The sequence below is a fragment of the Actinomadura rugatobispora genome (genome assembly GCF_055379765.1).
Map to the genome: position 1 here is coordinate 11,113,403 of NZ_AP029191.1, position 14,705 is coordinate 11,128,107.

Genomic DNA, 14,705 nt, shown 5'->3' on the forward strand with positions numbered 1-14,705 from the left:
TCCCAGGCAATAGAAAGGACACGATTGAAACGATTCCTCACAGGCCGCCCAGCGGCCCGGGTTCTCGGATGCGGCACTTCAGGAAAGCAGGGACCACTGGGCAAGGCCTTTGGCCGGAAAAGGATTGGCGGCCACTTCGCCCAAGGCGTGCAGAGTGTGCTGCGGCGCGCAGGATGCCAGCACGGTAATGTCCACGTCCGCGTCCGGCGCCAGGTCTCCGAGGGGTGACGGCACAAGCCGGGCAGCTGCGGCGGAGCCCGGTGACCTCGTTGGTGCCGCGCCGCCACCAGCCTCGAGAGCAGGCTGGCTCTCCTCAGCCCCGAACCCTCGAGCGCCACAGCAGCAAAGTGTTCACAAAGTTCGCCGTCAACCGCGCGCGGAGATGGCCGGGTCCCGCCTTGCGGGCCTCGGCGCGGACAAGCCCATAGGCGGGGCCGGTCGGCAATGGTGACGTTGCTGCCAACCCGGCGGTGCCGTCCTGGTGCGTCACTGATCGCCCCAGGTTAGGTCCCGTGACCCAGGGGACAGCAGTGAGGTACTCCACGGATTCGATCGGTGCCCATGGGTGCGCTGGTCGGCCGTGCAACTCATCGTCGGCAAGGAGGAGCTGCCATGAGCACCATCACGACCAAGGACGGCACCGAGATCTACTACAAGGACTGGGGTGAAGGCCCGGTCGTGACGTTCTCCCACGGCTGGCCACTGAACTCCGATGCCTGGGACGGGCAGATGCTGTTCCTGGTGCAGCACGGCTTTCGCGTCGTCGCGCACGACCGGCGCGGTCATGGCCGATCCAGCCAGACCTCCTCCGGAAACGACATGAACGGCTACGCCAACGATCTCGCGGCCGTGATCGAGGCGCTCGATCTCAACGGCGTCAACCTGGTGGGCCACTCCACCGGCGGCGGAGAGGTCGCGCGCTACATCGGGCGCTACGGAACCAGGCGGGTCGCCAGCGCGATCCTCATAGCCGCGGTGCCCCCACTCATGCTGAAGACCGGGACCAATCCCGAGGGCCTGCCGATCGAGGTCTTCGATGACATGCGCGAGGCCCTGTTCAAGGACCGATCGCAGTTCTACCGGGATCTGGCCGCCCAGTTCTACGGCGCCAACCGGCCCGGCGCCGAGGTCTCACAGGGCATCCTCGACCAGTTCTGGCTCTGGAGCATGCAATCAGGCCTCCTCAATGCCTACCAGAGCATCAAGGCGTTCTCGGAGACCGATTTCACCGAAGACCTCGCCAAGTTCGACATCCCGACGCTGGTGCTGCACGGCGAGGACGACCAGATCGTTCCCGTCCGGGACTCAGCGCGAAAGTCGGCCCGGCTCATCAGAGGTGCCAGGGACATCTATTACCCCGGCGCCCCGCATGGAATCACCGCCACACATCAGGACCAGGTCAACGCCGACCTGCTGACCTTCCTGCAAAGCTAGCCGAGGAACCCAGTCCACCCGCCTCCCCGCGACACCGAGCGGAGAAGCCCAGCCACCGACGAACGCCACCATTCAGCGTCAAGCGGCCGTAACTGCGGACGAGACATCTCAGAACGCTCTCTTACGCCGCCGACCGTGCAGTGACCCTGCACTCCCCCAGGTCGCTCGGAGACCGATGCTGAGTCATCATCGTTGGCTGGAGTCGCTGCGGGGGCGGCGTCCCCCTCCACTATCGTCCCGATGTGCCGGTCCGGGAGCTGCTGAGCGAGAGTTCGCTGAGTGCGACGACAGCCTCCTGTTCGGACGTGAGCACGCCACCGTCGAAGATGAACATCAGGGAGTCGTCCCACGGGGTGTGGGGCGGCACCCAGTCGACGCAGAGCAACCGCTCCAGCTGGACCTCGATGCCAAACTCTTCTTCCAGCTCGCGCTGTACCGTGTCGGCCGGGGCTTGGTAGCTTCGCTCATGCCACCGGGAAGGTCCCAGTCCGGCTTGCGCTTCGGGTCGACCAGCCGCCCTCGTCACGCATGAGCAGGCCGACACTGACGCGCTTGCGGGGCTGGGTGGCATTGCCCTCGGCGAGGTGCGCCCGCCAGGCATCGGGGTCGCGTTTGTAGAGCGGTTCATCTGAGCGCATCGAACCTTCCGTCACGAGGTGGCACCGCTGCAGACCTCGGCCAGGTGTGCGCAGATCTCCTCCAGCGTGAGCCCCTTCGCGCTCAGTACAACACCATCTCCCCGACAGCCGGCGCTGTCGCTTGCGGACCATCTGCGGCTCGAGCGTGCCGACGGTGTCGTGTGGCACCCGTGACCTCGACGGGGCCGACGTCGGTGAGCACCGTCTTGGTGCGCGATCCGTTGCGGCTGTTGCCGCCGGGTCGTGCTTGTCGTAGCCGAGGTGATCGGTGATCTCGCCCTCCGGGCGGACTCCAGCACCCGCTTGGTGAGCTGCTGCAACAGCTCGCCCTCGCCGGTGCGTTGGAGCCCCTCGCCACGGGTCCGCTCCACCAGCATCGCGATCAACTGCTCGTCGGTCACCGCGTTCGGCCCCCCACCTCGGCGGTCTCGGTCATCAGGTATCTCTTCCTTGATCGTTAGATCCGCCGTCAGTTTCACGGTCCCGGCATCAGGCCGGGTGGCGAGACTGGTCTCCTCAATGGGAAGCCCTTCCCAATCGCCTCCGTCCTCCTGGTGGCCGGGGGTTCTATGACCAGGCTCCATCGTGCAGAACCCATGCCCAGCTGTACGCAGCGGTGTGCGGGCTTATGGGCCGGGTCGTGCAGGAGCAGTGTGCCCGGCAGCCATGGCAGTGCGCGGGGGTGGCCGGCCGGCGGCGGAGGTCGTGGAGTGCCTGGCGTAGCGGGATCAGGGCGCGTACGAGGGCGGCGGGGAGGTGTGCAGCGGTCTGCAGGATCAGGAGGGTGGCGCCGAGTGCGGTCAAGATCGTGGTGGTCATGGTCTCGAGGGTGCGGGGCGGGAGTGTTCGGCCGCATTCGGCAATCTCGGATTTTGTGAAGGGGCGGGTGTCCGGTTCTGGGTGGTTCTAGGCTGCGAATGCGGAGCTAATACGGCGGCCGCGTGGGGAGCCCACCCGCTCACGCCGCACTGCGGCGTCTCGTCGCGACCCATCGCTGATCAACCGCTCCGCATGCTCCGACGCCCGCATTTCCGCCAGGATCCGCAATGGCTCCCGTAGCGCCGGGCTGACCTCCGCCGGGCCAGCCGCGCGTTCTCGGCCCGTCGCGGATCAGCCGGGTGAGCGTGGTGACCCCGGCGGGCAGCCGAATAGGGTGCGGATCTTGCACGAGTGTTTTCCGGGCGGCTGCGTTCACCGATCGCCCCTCCCACGTGGGAGCGATGTACCGGATAAGGTGCCCGAGTCACGCATAAGTCGCGGGGGGCCTGGCACCTTTCGGATGTAACTATCGCGTCGTGAAGAAAGCCCGCGCCTAGGGGGCGCGGACTTTGCCTTGTATGCCGGTTTCATGCCTCGGTGGCCTCGGGTACCGGGTCGGCCTTCTTGTTCGTGGTGTCGTCATCGCCGTGGGAGTTGCGCACGTGCCGGAACGCCTGCAGGGCGAGTACGGCCAGGCCGACGTAGAAGACGGCGCTGACGATGCCCACCACCTGCACACCGGAGGTGAACGCGTCGCGGGCGGCGGCCAGCAGGTCGGCGCTTTGCGCTGCGGGCAGTCGACCGGCCGCGTCGATCGCGCGGTCGATGCTCTCCCGGGCGGCGTCGGCCGCGCCGGGTGGCAACGTGCCGAGCGCGCCCTCCACGTTGCCCCGGTACACCGCCGTCCCGAGCGTGGCGATGCCGAGCCCGAGCCCGAATTCGGTGGTCGTCTGGACGATCGACGCCCCGGAGCCGGCCTTCTCGGGCGGCACGGTCCCCATGGCGAGGTGGTTGCAGAGCGCGGCCAGCGGTGCGGTGCCGAGCATGACGACGCACATCGCGATGAAGATCGTCTCGGGGCCGGACGTCGGGTCGGCCAGCGTGAAGATCATGTAGCCGGCGCCCGCGACGAGCAGTCCGCCCGCGATCAGGTAGGCCGGACGGATGCGGTTGGCCAGCGGTGGGGTGGTCAGGTTGCCGATAATCATCAGCACATTGGGCACCAGTAGGAGCAGGCCGGCCTCCAGCGGGGTGAGGCCGGTGACGTTCTGCAGGTGGAGCGTGACGAGCAGGAGGGTGCCGGTGCCCACCAGGGCGGTCACGAAGAACAAGGTGAGCGCGGAGCTGAACGTGCGGTCGCCGAACATGCGCAGGTCGAGCAGCGGGTGGGGCAGGCGCCGCTGCCGCTGGACGAACGCCGCCCCCACCGCGATGCCGGACGCCAGCGCCGCGGCGGGCAGCCACTCCCAGCCGTTGCGAGCCAGTTCCTTGAGCCCGTAGACGAACGGCAGGATCGCCGCGAGGGACAGCAGGACGCTGACCGGGTCGAGTTCGCCGGGCTGCGGCGCACGCTGGTCGGGAAGCAGGGAAGGGCCGAACACCAGCAGCAGCACGATCCCCGGCACGGCCACCAGGAACACCGAACCCCACCAGAAGTACTCGAGCAGCACGCCACCGACGAGCGGGCCGAGCGTCGTGCCGCCCATGAAGCAGGTCAGATAGATGGCCAGGGCGCGGCCGCGTTGCTTCTGGTCGGTGAACATGCCGGTGACCAGGGCCAGCACCGACGGCATCACCGCGGCACCTGCCACGCCGAGCAGCGCACGGCCGGCGATGAGCATCTCCGGGCTCGTGGAGAACGCCGCCGCCACCGACGCGGTGCCGAACACGGCGCCGCCGATGAGCAACAGCTTCTTGCGGCCGATCCGGTCACCGATGGTGCCCATGGTGACCAGGAAGCCCGCGATCAGGAAGCCGTAGATGTCCACGATCCACAACTGCTGGACGCCGCTCGGCGTGAGGGCGGCGGTCAGGTGCGGAACGGCCACGTACAACACGGAGAAATCCATCGAGACGAGAAACGTGGGAAGGCCGAGCAAGGCCAGCCCGGCCCATTCCCGCCGCCCGGCTCTGGGCCTCGTGTTAGCAGTGGTCACGATCTGTTCCTGTCGTCGTGGGCGCGCACCGGTGGCGACGCGCTGGGGCGGGGTCGCCCGTCCGTTTTCGAGGGGCCTGCCCGTGCTGGTCGGCGACCTCACCTGGCGGAGACGAGTTCGGCCAGGTGGTGCAGTGAGTTGGTGAGGTGCTCGGGGCCGAACGGCGGGAACTGGAGGTACTCCCGGATGGACTGCGGCACCGCCGACCAGTCGTAGGTGAGCGTGACCTCGGTCTGGGACGGGCCGCTCGGGGCGAGGTCGTAGCGCCAGGTCCAGCCGCCGAACTCCAGGCGGCCGTCGTCCTTCTCATACCCCGTCAGCCAGCCGATGGCGCGCGGCGGGTCGAGCACCTGGACCTTGTTGGCCACCCGGTAGTCACCGTTGGGATGGCCCGGGTGGTACATGTCCATCCGGAAGATCTGCCCCACCTCGGTCAGCGGCGCCCGGTCGGCGGGTTCCTTAACCCAGCCCGTGCCGTCGATCGCGGCATGGGCCGCCGGGTCCGCCAGCACCGCGAACACCCTCGCGGCGGGCGCCTCGACGGTCAGGGTCGCGCTCACGTGCTCCGGGTCCACGGTGTGCGCCTTCCTTGTCGTCTCATCTCGGGCCTCCCGCTGTAGGCGCGCCCGTCGTGTTCGCAGGAAGGTTCGTTCGGTGTCGTTGGTGGCCAGGGTGATCGCCTCGTCGTAGGCGGTGCGGGCTTCGGCGGTGCGGCCGAGGCGGGTGAGCAGGTCGGCGCGGGTGGCGGGCAGCAGGTGGTAGCCCGGCAGGTCCAGTTCGTCGATGGCGGCCAGTGCCGGCGCCGGTCCGTGCACCTCGGCCAGGGCGACCGCGCGGTTGAGGGCCACGATCGGGGTCGGGGAATGCCGCAGCAGCTGGTCGTAGAGCGCCAGCACCTGCGTCCAGTCGGTCGCGGGGCCGTCGGTGTGGACGGCGTTGATCGCGGCCTGCAGCTGGTAGGGCCCCGGCCGGTCGCGGCGCAGGCACCGGCGCACCAGCTCGTGCCCTTCGGCGATCAGTTCCCGGTCCCACAGCGACCGGTCCTGCTCGGCGAGCACCACCAGCTCGCCCGCGGGCCCCACCCGCGCGGGCCGGCGGGCTTCGGCGAGCAGGAGCAGTGCCAGCAGCCCGAGCACCTCCGGCTCGTCGGGCATCAGCTCGGCGAGCGCCCTGGCCAGGCGGACGGCCTCCAGGCACAGGTCGGTGCGCAGCAGCTGTCCGGAAGTGGAGGTGTATCCCTCGTTGAAGACCAGGTAGAGCACGGTGAGCACCGGCGGCAGCCGGTCGGGGAGCTCGGCGGCCTCGGGGACCCGGTAGGGGATGCGGGCGTCGCGGATCTTCTTCTTGGCGCGGACGATCCGCTGGGAGACGGTCGTCTCGGGCACCAGGTAGGCACGCGCGATCTCGGCCACCTCCAGCCCGCCGAGCAGGCGCAGGGTGAGCGCGGTCTGCGCGAGCGGCGACAGCGCCGGATGGCAGCAGGTGAAGATCATGCGGAGCTGGTCGTCGCGCACCGGCCCCACCTCCTGGGGCTGGTCGGGTCGGTGCAGCAGCAGCGCCTGGGCGTGGCGGGCCTGGCGGGTGGATTCGCGGCGCAGGCGGTCGATCGCCCGGTTGCGGGCGGTGGTCACGATCCACGCGCCGGGATTGGGCGGCGCCTGGTCCCACTTCTGGACGGCCACCGCGAACGCGTCCTGGACGGCCTCCTCGGCGAGCCCGATGTCACCCAGCAGGCGGGTCAGCGTGGCCACGCACCGGCCGTACTCCGCCCGGTAGACGCTGTCCAGATCCATCCGCGCTCATTCCCCCGGCTCGTCGTTGAACGGCCGCACCTCGATCGGTGCCCCGCAGGCCAGCGCGCACTTCTCGGCCCAGGCCAGCGCCTGGTCCAGGTCGTCGCACCGGATCACCCAGAACCCGCCGAGCTGCTCCTTGGTCTCGGCGAACGGGCCGTCGGTCATCGTGGTCGTGCCGCTGCCCGGGCGGACGACCGTGGTGGCGTGCGAGGGCGCCAGGCCGCCGACGAACACCCACGAACCGGCGGCCCGCATCTCGTCGGTCACCTTGCCGGTCCGGGCCATCTGCTCCTGGAACTCCCTCTCCGACGGCTCCGGCGCGCTCTCGTCGAGCAGGACGGCGAGCAGGTACTGCTTCATGGCGAACTCCTCCAAGGGATCAGGCAGACAGGCGGCGGGTGATGGGCGGGATCACGATCGCTGCGTCAGCATCAATAGCGGTTTCGCGGGAGCGGTGGCGGTCATCGTGGGCCTCCGGTGTGGCGACCGGCCGTTGCCGGTCTCTCACCTTGGCTACGAACGGCCTCGACGCCATTCGACATCACCGCGGAAAATAAATCAGAAGACGTACTCGCGACCGCGTCCGGGCCGGACCCCCGGTTCTTGGGGTGCGGTGTACCTGCCCTGTTGTGAGCTGCCGCCACCAAGGGCGGGCCCCGGGTGGCGTGCCTCCATTGGCCTACTCTGCCTTGGCGGCTTCCAGGATGGGCACGGCCGCGGCCCGGCGCGCGGGTAGCGCCGAGGTCGCCAGGGTCGCCACCGCGGCGCCCGCCGCGACCAGAGGGAACAGCCACCACGGCGGGTCCGGGCGCAGGAACGAGCTGCCGGTCGTCACGTGCAGCAGTGTCAGCGTGCCCATCGCGATCACCACGCCGAGGATCGTGCCGAGGGCGACCACGGTGGCCGCCTCCCAGCGGACGATCGAGCGGATCTGCCTCATGGTCGCGCCCACGGCGCCCAGCAGCCCGAACTCCCGGGTGCGTTCGGCGACGCTCATGGACACCGTGGTCGCCATGCCGAACAGCGCGAGCAGCAGCGCCATGCCGACGAAGCCGTAGGTTGCCCGCAGGGGGCGGGTGAGCGAGTCCGAGGCCGCCTTCACGTACGTGTCACGGTCGAGGACGCGCACGCCGGGCACTCCGGCCACGGCGCGTGCCAGGGCTTCCGGGGAGCCGCCCCGCACGAGGACCGCCCGGGTCGCGGCGTTGGCGTCGAGCCGGTCCATCGTCGTGGGCGCCACGAGCGCCTGCTCGGCGAACAGGTGGGAGGGGTCGTGGTAGGCGCCCGCCACCCTGAGCTCGACCCGGCCTTGAGCGCCCCGCACGACGATCTGCTGACCGCGCCGCAGGCCCCGCTCCTTCATGACGGTCGACGACAGCGCGATCTCACCGGGACTCAGCGCGGGCGGCCGGCCGCCCAGCCGCAGGACGTCGCGCAGCCCGCTCTGCTCGGCGCCGCTGACGAGGAAGTGGAACGGCTCAGGCTCCTCCCCCGGTTCGAGCCGGTCCGGCAGGGGCGACACCAGCTTGACCTCGGTCTGGGTGAGGGCCGCCGCACGCGACACTCCCGGCGTGCCCGTCACCCGTGCGGCGACGTCCCGGGCCACCGGCGCGGGCGCGCCCTCGGCGGTCCTGGCGGTCGCCGTGATCGCGTGCTCGGCCGCCATGACCTGCCGTCCCGCCTCCCGGAAACGGTCGTGCACCGACATCGTCACCAGTGCCACGGAGGCGACCAGCGCGACGCCGAGCATCAGCGACGAGGCAGCCGAGGAGACCCGGCGCGGGCTGCGGGTGATGGTGGCGTGCGCCAGCCGCCCGGTCTCCCCGCCGGCCAGCGTCCCGAGACGGCCCACCAGCCCGCCCAGCGGCCCCACGAAGAACGGGGTGAGGACGGCCAGCCCGGTCATGGCCATCATCGCACCGAAAAGGATCATCAGTGAGACGGCGAACGTGCGGTCCTGGCCGGGCGGATCACCGACGCGGACCGCGACCGCCACCGCGCACCAGAAGCCCGCGCCGGCGAAGATCGCCGAGGCGGCCAGCAGCCGCGGCCACCGGCGTTCCCGGGTTTCGGTGGCGGTGCTGCGCAGTGCCTGGACGGGCGAGACCCCCGCGGCGCGGCGCGCCGCCCGCCAGGCGGCCAGCTGGGTGACCAGGATCCCGGCCGCGACCGGGACGCCCAGCGCGACCCAGCCGAACTGGGCGCCGGCGGCCGAGACGTCGAAACCGTCCCGCGCGAACAGCCGGGTGATCAGCGCGGACAGCGGATAGCCCGCGGTCACGCCGCCCGCCGCGGCGATCGCGCCCATCACCAGCGCCTCCAGCCGGATCAGCCGTTTGATCTGCCGCGGCGTGGCGCCGATCGCCCCGAGCAGCGCCAGCCGCCGGGTCCGCTGCCGCACCAGCGTGCCGAAGGTGTTGGCCACCACGAACAGGCCGACGAAGATCGCCACGGAGGCGAGCATGCCGACGACACCGGCGATCGAGGCCCCCTCGCTCGCCGCGGCGGCGGTCTGCGCACGCCGTACGGACTCCGCGGTGCGCACCGTGGCCGCGCCGTCCAGTTCCCGGGCCAGCTCGCCGCGCAGCCGATCGGCGGGCACGCCCGGCGCGGCCTTCACCCAGACGCCCTGCCAGCTGTCCGCGGGCAGCATGGCGGCGCGCCGGACGGTTTCGGGCGGGGCCAGCACCAGGTCGCCGGCGGCCACCGCGCCGCGGCCCTGGACGCTGACGACTCCGGTGATCCTCACCCGGCGTGTCTGGCGGGGCAGTGTCAGCGTCATCATGTCGCCGACGCGCACCTTGCCGGCGCGCGAGATGTGCTCGACGACCGCCACCTCGCCGTCGGTGGCGGGGGCGCGCCCCGCCTCCAGCCGGTAGGGGTTCAGCCGCGGGTCCGGTACCCAGGGACGCAGCAGCGTGCGGCCCTCGGCCGACGCGGTGATCGCACGTCCGCCGGGGCGGGCGGCCGTCACCGCCACCGCGGCGTCCCCGGCGGCCGCCGCCACCCCGGGTCGGGACGCGATCCGGTCCAGGCTGATCCGGCCGTCGGGCGGCGCGTACGGGTCGTCCGGATCCACCGTCCCGCCCTGGACCAGCACGTCCGCGCGGAAGTACTCGCTGGCGTCACTGCCGGCCACCGCCTCCTGGGCGCGCAGCGCGAACTGCAGCGAGCCCGCGATGAGCGCGATCGACCCGAGCGCCGCCAGCAGGGTGGCGGCCAGCCGCAGCCAGCCCTCGGTGAAGGATCGGCGCGCGATCAGCCACATGGCGTTGCCCACGGCCTCAGCCCTCCATCCTGCGCATCCGGGCGTGCACGGCGTCGATGGTGGGCGCGGCCAGCTCGTCGACGATCGTCCCGTCGGCCAGGAACAGCACCCGGTCGGTGTGCGCGGCGGCCACCGGATCGTGCGTCACCATGATCACCGTCTGCCCGTAGGAGTCCACGGCGGTGCGCAGGAAGCCCAGCACCTCCGCGCCGGAGCGGGAGTCGAGGTTGCCGGTGGGCTCGTCGGCGAACAGCACCTCGGGACGGGTCAGCAGCGCCCGCGCCACCGCCACCCGCTGCTGCTGCCCGCCGGACATCTCCGCGGGCCGGTGCGCCAGCCGTTCGCGCAGCCCGAGCGCGTCCACGATCGTGTCGAACCACCGCCGGTCCGCGGGGCAGCCCGCCAGCCGTCCGGTGAGCAGGATGTTCTCCTCGGCGGTCAGCATCGGCAGCAGGTTGAACGACTGGAAGACGAAGCCCAGCCGCTCGCGGCGCAACTCGGCGAGCCGGGTGCGCGACAGGCCGGTGATGTCGACCTCACCGACGACGACGCTGCCGGAGGTCACCGCGTCCAGACCGGCGAGGCAGTGCAGAAAGGTCGACTTGCCCGACCCCGACGGCCCCATGATCGCGGTGAACTGCCCCCGGACGAAGGTCGCCGAGACGCCGCGCAGCGCCGTCACCGCACCGTCGCCGGACCCGTAGGTCTTCACCAGGCCGGCGGCGGACATGACCTGGTCGCGGACACGCTCGCCGCGCGTGGTGGCGGTCACCGATGCCCTCCCGCGAGGTGAGGGAACGTGCGCAGCACGTCGTCCCGGGCGATGGTCCGGTGCTCGCGGCATCCCGGTCGCCTGAGCGTGCGTCGGCGGGTGAGGGCGGACATGAACGTCTCCTGATCGACGGCAAGACTGACTGAGATAATCTCATCTGAGACTATATCAGCCAGTACTACAATGAGCGGATGCTCGACGACCTGCTCGAACGCCTCCTGTCCGGGGAGGGCGGCCCGGCCGCCGATCACGTGGGGCTCGGCATGCTCCTCGCGGAGGCCCACAACCGGAGCCGGGAGCGGCTGAACCAGGCGTTGCGGCCGCTGGGCATCAACGTCCGCGGATTCGCCGTGCTCCTCGCACTGCCGATGTACGGCCCGGTCAGCCAGCGGGACCTCATCGGCCACATCGGCATCGACAAGTCCACCATGGTCCGGCTCATCGACGAACTCGAGGACGGGGGGCTGGTCTCCCGCGAGCGGGTGCCGCAGGACCGGCGCGCCTACTCGATCGTGCTGACACGCCGCGGCGAGCAGACCCTGGCGAAGGCGCGGCAGACCGCCGAACAGGTCGGCGGGAACATCTTCGGCGGGCTCACCGAGCCCGACCGCGAGCACCTCGTCGACCTGCTGCGCCGCCTGGCCGAACAGGCCGCCCCGCCCCGGCCCGACGCCCCCCGCCCACGGACATGAGCCGGTTGCTCCATTTCGGGGTCAGTCGCTGGTCCCGGCGCTTTCAGGCGAAGGCGTGGCGGGGAAGTGTGATCGGCAGGTCGAGTGAGCTGAGGAGCCCTGGCGGCGCCTCGACGACGTAGGGCACGGCGTTGACGACCCGCATGGCCGTCGCCTTCATGGCGCTGTTGCCCGCGTCGTGGCCTTCGGCCTCCCCGAGCGAGAGCCGCACGTCGATGTTCGGCTCTCCTTCGATGCTGACGAGGTAGGTGGCGTCATGGTCCGAGGTGGGCCAGTCGGGGGCGACATGGCGCGCCATGCGGATCACGTGCTCGATCACGATCGCCTCGCGGCCGCCGACGATCCCGCCGGCGACCGTGCGGACCGCGCCCACCGTGCCCGCCGCGATCGTGCCGAACGCGACCTCGATCTCGCGGTCGGTGAGGGCGCGGTCGAGGCGTCCCCGTACCTCGTCGAGCTCGACGCCCATGCCCGCGGCGATCAGCGCGATCGGCGCCCGCCACGCCGCCGGGATGAAGCCCGGGCGGGTGATCCCGGGTTCGAACTCGAGGGGCCGTCCGAACCCGAGCCCGTCGACCATCGCCGAGGCCACCGGGTAGTGGTCGTTGAGCGACACCTCCGTCGCCCGGATCGTGTGGACGGTGCCGGACTGCGTCGCCGCGACGAGCGCGAGCTGGTCGGAGGCGAATCCGGGGAAGATCCCGGATGCGTACAGGGACGCACGGCCCTTGGCGGCGGCCTCGGCGAGGCGGTCGCGGGCCTCAGGGTCGTAGACCGGCGGGAAGACCAGGCGGGTGGACGTGGTCGAGACGACGTCGATCCCGGCGGCCAGGAGCCGTTCGTAGTCCGGGACGGCGGCGGCGTCGCGTTCGGGGCCGCTGGCGGCGTACACGACGCAGTCGGGTCGCAGGGCGATCAGCGCGCCGGCGTCGCCGGTCGCCGGGAGGCCGATCGGGTCGCCGCCGCTGAGCTCACCGGCGTCCCGCCCGACCTTGTCCGGAGAGTGCACCCACACTCCCACCAGTTCCAGGTCCGGGCGGCGGGAGATCGCCCGGATGGCATGGGAGCCGATACCGCCGGTGGACCAGACGCCGACGCGGATCGGTGCTTCGTTCATCTGGGGCTCCTGGGGGTCAGGTTCGTGCGCGGCGGACGGCGTCCGCCGTGCCTTCGAGGTAGGGCCGGGCGGCTCGGGCGGAGCCCGCACGCCGGCACGCCGCCTCCTGCGATCATGATTCTCGGACCGCCGGGGCTGACCGGCGGGGGCGTCACATGGATGCGGCGACCGTCTGCGACGACCGGCCGCCCCGGAGGAGTTCCAGCAGGAGGGTCAGCTTCTCGTCGGCGAGCCGGCCCCGGCCCGCGGTGTCGAGGCCGAAGTGCTCGTTCTCCTCGCGGCGGTGCCCGATGCCGAAGACGTAGCCGACGCGGCCTGCGCTGATGCTGTCGAGGACGGCCATCTCCTCCGCGAGGCGCACCGGGTCGTGGAAGGGCAGCACGACGGCCGCCGGCGGAGAGCACGGCCATGGCCGTGCCCCGGTCCTCGCCCCACGCGCACATCTCGAGCGCGGCGGCGTAGAGGTCGGTGGTGGGTGCGCCGAAGGACGGCGCCCGCATGCCGAACCGGAGGGTGAACACGTGGCACCTCATGGCCGCCGGGACGGGGGTTCCGGGCTCACGGGCCAGGCGACCGACTTGGTCTCGAGGTACTGGTCGAAGCCGGCGTGGCCGTTCTGGCGGCCCACCCCGCTCTCCTTGTAGCCGCCGAAGGGAACGTCGCCGCCGACGGCGGCGCCGCCGTTGACGCCGATCACGCCGGCCCGGATCCGCCGGGCGACCGCGAGGCCCCGTTCGAGCGAGCCCGACATCACATTGCCGGCGAGGCCGTAGGCGCTCTCGTTGGCGATGCGGACGGCGTCGTCCTCGTCCTCGAACGGGATCACCGACAGCACCGGCCCGAAGATCTCCTCTTGGGCGATGGTCATCCGGTTGTCGACGTCGGCGAACAGCGTCGGCGCGACGAAGAAGCCCCGATCGAGCCCGGCGGGCGGCTCGAGCCCTCCGACGAGGAGCCGGGCGCCCTCGTTGACGCCGGTGCGAATGTAGCCGAGGATCCGCTCGCGCTGTCTGGCGGAGATCACGGGGCCGGTGAGCGTGCCGGGGTCCTGCGGGTCGCCGACGGGAGCCCCGCGGTACAGGGCCTCCAGGAGTGCGACGCCCTCCTCATAGCGCGACCGCGGCAGCAGCATGCGGGTCGGTACCGCGCACCCCTGGCCGGCGTGCATGCACGCCGCCATCCCCAGCAGGGTGGCCACCTCCAGATCGGCGTCCTCCAGGACGATCGTGGCCGACTTCCCGCCCAGCTCCAGGAAGAGTCGCTTCACCGTGGCCGCGCCCTTCTCCATGATCCGCTTACCGACGGCGGTCGAGCCGGTGAACGAGATGAGGTCGACCTTCGGGGAGAGCGTCAGCTCCTCCCCGACGAAGTGGTCCGAGGACGTCACGATGTTCACCACGCCAGGCGGGAAATCGGTCCGCTCGACGATGAGCCGGGCGAGACGGGTGGCGTTGCAGGGCGTGTTCGGAGCCGGTTTGAGGACCACGGTGTTCCCGGTGGCGAGCGCCTGCCCCAGTTTGTTGAGCGTCACGTCGACCGGGTAGTTCCACGGCACGATGGCGCCGACGACGCCGACCGGCTCCTTCCAGACCCGCCGGGACGTCAGGGTTCTGGTCACCTCGACCACGGTGTCGCCGAGGTCGGTCTCCCAGGGGTACTCGTCGATGAGCCGCGCCGGGTGGGTCAGGGCGCTCGCCAGCGGGACGTCGAGCTGCGGGCCGTGGGTGGTCATCCGCGGGCAGCCGGCTTCGAGGATCAGTTCCTCGCGGAGTTCCTCGCGCTCCTCCTCCAGTGCCGCCTGGAGCTGCTCCAGGCATCGCCTGCGCAGTGCCCGGTCGGTCGGCCAGTCCGTCTCGTCGAAGGCCCGCCGTGCCGCGTCGATCGCACGGTGCATGTCGGCCTTCGACGCGTCGGCGACCTGTCCGAGCACCTCCTCCGTCGCCGGGTCGATGTTGTCGAAGGTCCCCGCCTCCCCCTCGACCAGCTTGCCGTCGACCAGCATCCTCGTCTCGAACACGCGCTCCTCCCGGGCCGTGGTGGTGAACAGGTGGTCAGGTGACGCGGCGGTGCCGG

At 71.2% G+C, this 14,705-nt stretch carries 10 protein-coding genes and 1 pseudogene; 2 read left to right on the top strand and 9 right to left on the bottom strand.

Annotated features, from left to right (window positions below; all coding sequences use genetic code 11):
* The first annotated feature begins 612 nt into the window (after nucleotides 1–612).
* Nucleotides 613–1,434: an alpha/beta fold hydrolase gene (locus ACZ466_RS49820; protein WP_378283738.1), complete on the top strand. Its 822-nt coding sequence runs from the start codon at nucleotides 613–615 to the stop codon at nucleotides 1,432–1,434.
* Between the two features lie 652 nt (nucleotides 1,435–2,086).
* Here the strand turns inward: ACZ466_RS49820 and ACZ466_RS49825 are convergent.
* The 6 genes and pseudogenes from ACZ466_RS49825 to ACZ466_RS49850 all read right to left on the bottom strand — a co-directional run.
* Nucleotides 2,087–2,449, bottom strand: a pseudogene (locus ACZ466_RS49825) (transposase); the annotation flags it as partial.
* Between the two features lie 969 nt (nucleotides 2,450–3,418).
* On the bottom strand, nucleotides 3,419–4,987 hold the full coding sequence (locus tag ACZ466_RS49830; protein ID WP_378283739.1) for an MFS transporter: 1,569 nt from the start codon (nucleotides 4,985–4,987) through the stop codon (nucleotides 3,419–3,421).
* A 98-nt stretch (nucleotides 4,988–5,085) separates the two neighbouring features.
* Nucleotides 5,086–6,780, bottom strand: a complete 1,695-nt coding sequence (locus ACZ466_RS49835) for a sigma-70 family RNA polymerase sigma factor (RefSeq protein ID WP_378283740.1) — start codon at nucleotides 6,778–6,780, stop codon at nucleotides 5,086–5,088.
* 6 nt (nucleotides 6,781–6,786) lie between these two features.
* Nucleotides 6,787–7,143 (bottom strand): YciI family protein, encoded by a 357-nt coding sequence (locus ACZ466_RS49840; protein WP_378283741.1) that lies wholly within the window; start codon nucleotides 7,141–7,143, stop codon nucleotides 6,787–6,789.
* Nucleotides 7,144–7,462: 319 nt separating this feature from the next.
* Complete coding sequence (locus tag ACZ466_RS49845; protein ID WP_378283742.1) at nucleotides 7,463–10,063, bottom strand: FtsX-like permease family protein; 2,601 nt, start codon at nucleotides 10,061–10,063, stop codon at nucleotides 7,463–7,465.
* A gap of 4 nt (nucleotides 10,064–10,067) precedes the next feature.
* Complete coding sequence (locus tag ACZ466_RS49850; RefSeq protein ID WP_378283781.1) at nucleotides 10,068–10,781, bottom strand: ABC transporter ATP-binding protein; 714 nt, start codon at nucleotides 10,779–10,781, stop codon at nucleotides 10,068–10,070.
* A 233-nt stretch (nucleotides 10,782–11,014) separates the two neighbouring features.
* On the opposite strand from ACZ466_RS49850, the gene ACZ466_RS49855 reads away from it, so the two are divergent.
* Nucleotides 11,015–11,515: a MarR family winged helix-turn-helix transcriptional regulator gene (locus ACZ466_RS49855; RefSeq protein WP_378283743.1), complete on the top strand. Its 501-nt coding sequence runs from the start codon at nucleotides 11,015–11,017 to the stop codon at nucleotides 11,513–11,515.
* 43 nt (nucleotides 11,516–11,558) lie between these two features.
* Here the strand turns inward: ACZ466_RS49855 and ACZ466_RS49860 are convergent, their stop codons facing one another.
* The 3 genes from ACZ466_RS49860 to ACZ466_RS49870 all read right to left on the bottom strand — a co-directional run bounded on the left by ACZ466_RS49860 (nucleotide 11,559) and on the right by ACZ466_RS49870 (nucleotide 14,649).
* Complete coding sequence (locus tag ACZ466_RS49860; RefSeq protein WP_378283744.1) at nucleotides 11,559–12,632, bottom strand: NAD(P)H-dependent amine dehydrogenase family protein; 1,074 nt, start codon at nucleotides 12,630–12,632, stop codon at nucleotides 11,559–11,561.
* Nucleotides 12,633–12,783: 151 nt separating this feature from the next.
* Nucleotides 12,784–13,014 (bottom strand): LLM class flavin-dependent oxidoreductase, encoded by a 231-nt coding sequence (locus ACZ466_RS49865; RefSeq protein WP_378283745.1) that lies wholly within the window; start codon nucleotides 13,012–13,014, stop codon nucleotides 12,784–12,786.
* 147 nt (nucleotides 13,015–13,161) lie between these two features.
* Nucleotides 13,162–14,649 carry an aldehyde dehydrogenase family protein gene (locus ACZ466_RS49870; protein ID WP_378283746.1) on the bottom strand — a complete coding sequence of 496 codons (1,488 nt, stop codon included), beginning with the start codon at nucleotides 14,647–14,649 and terminating at the stop codon, nucleotides 13,162–13,164.
* Between the last annotated feature and the right edge of the window lie 56 nt (nucleotides 14,650–14,705).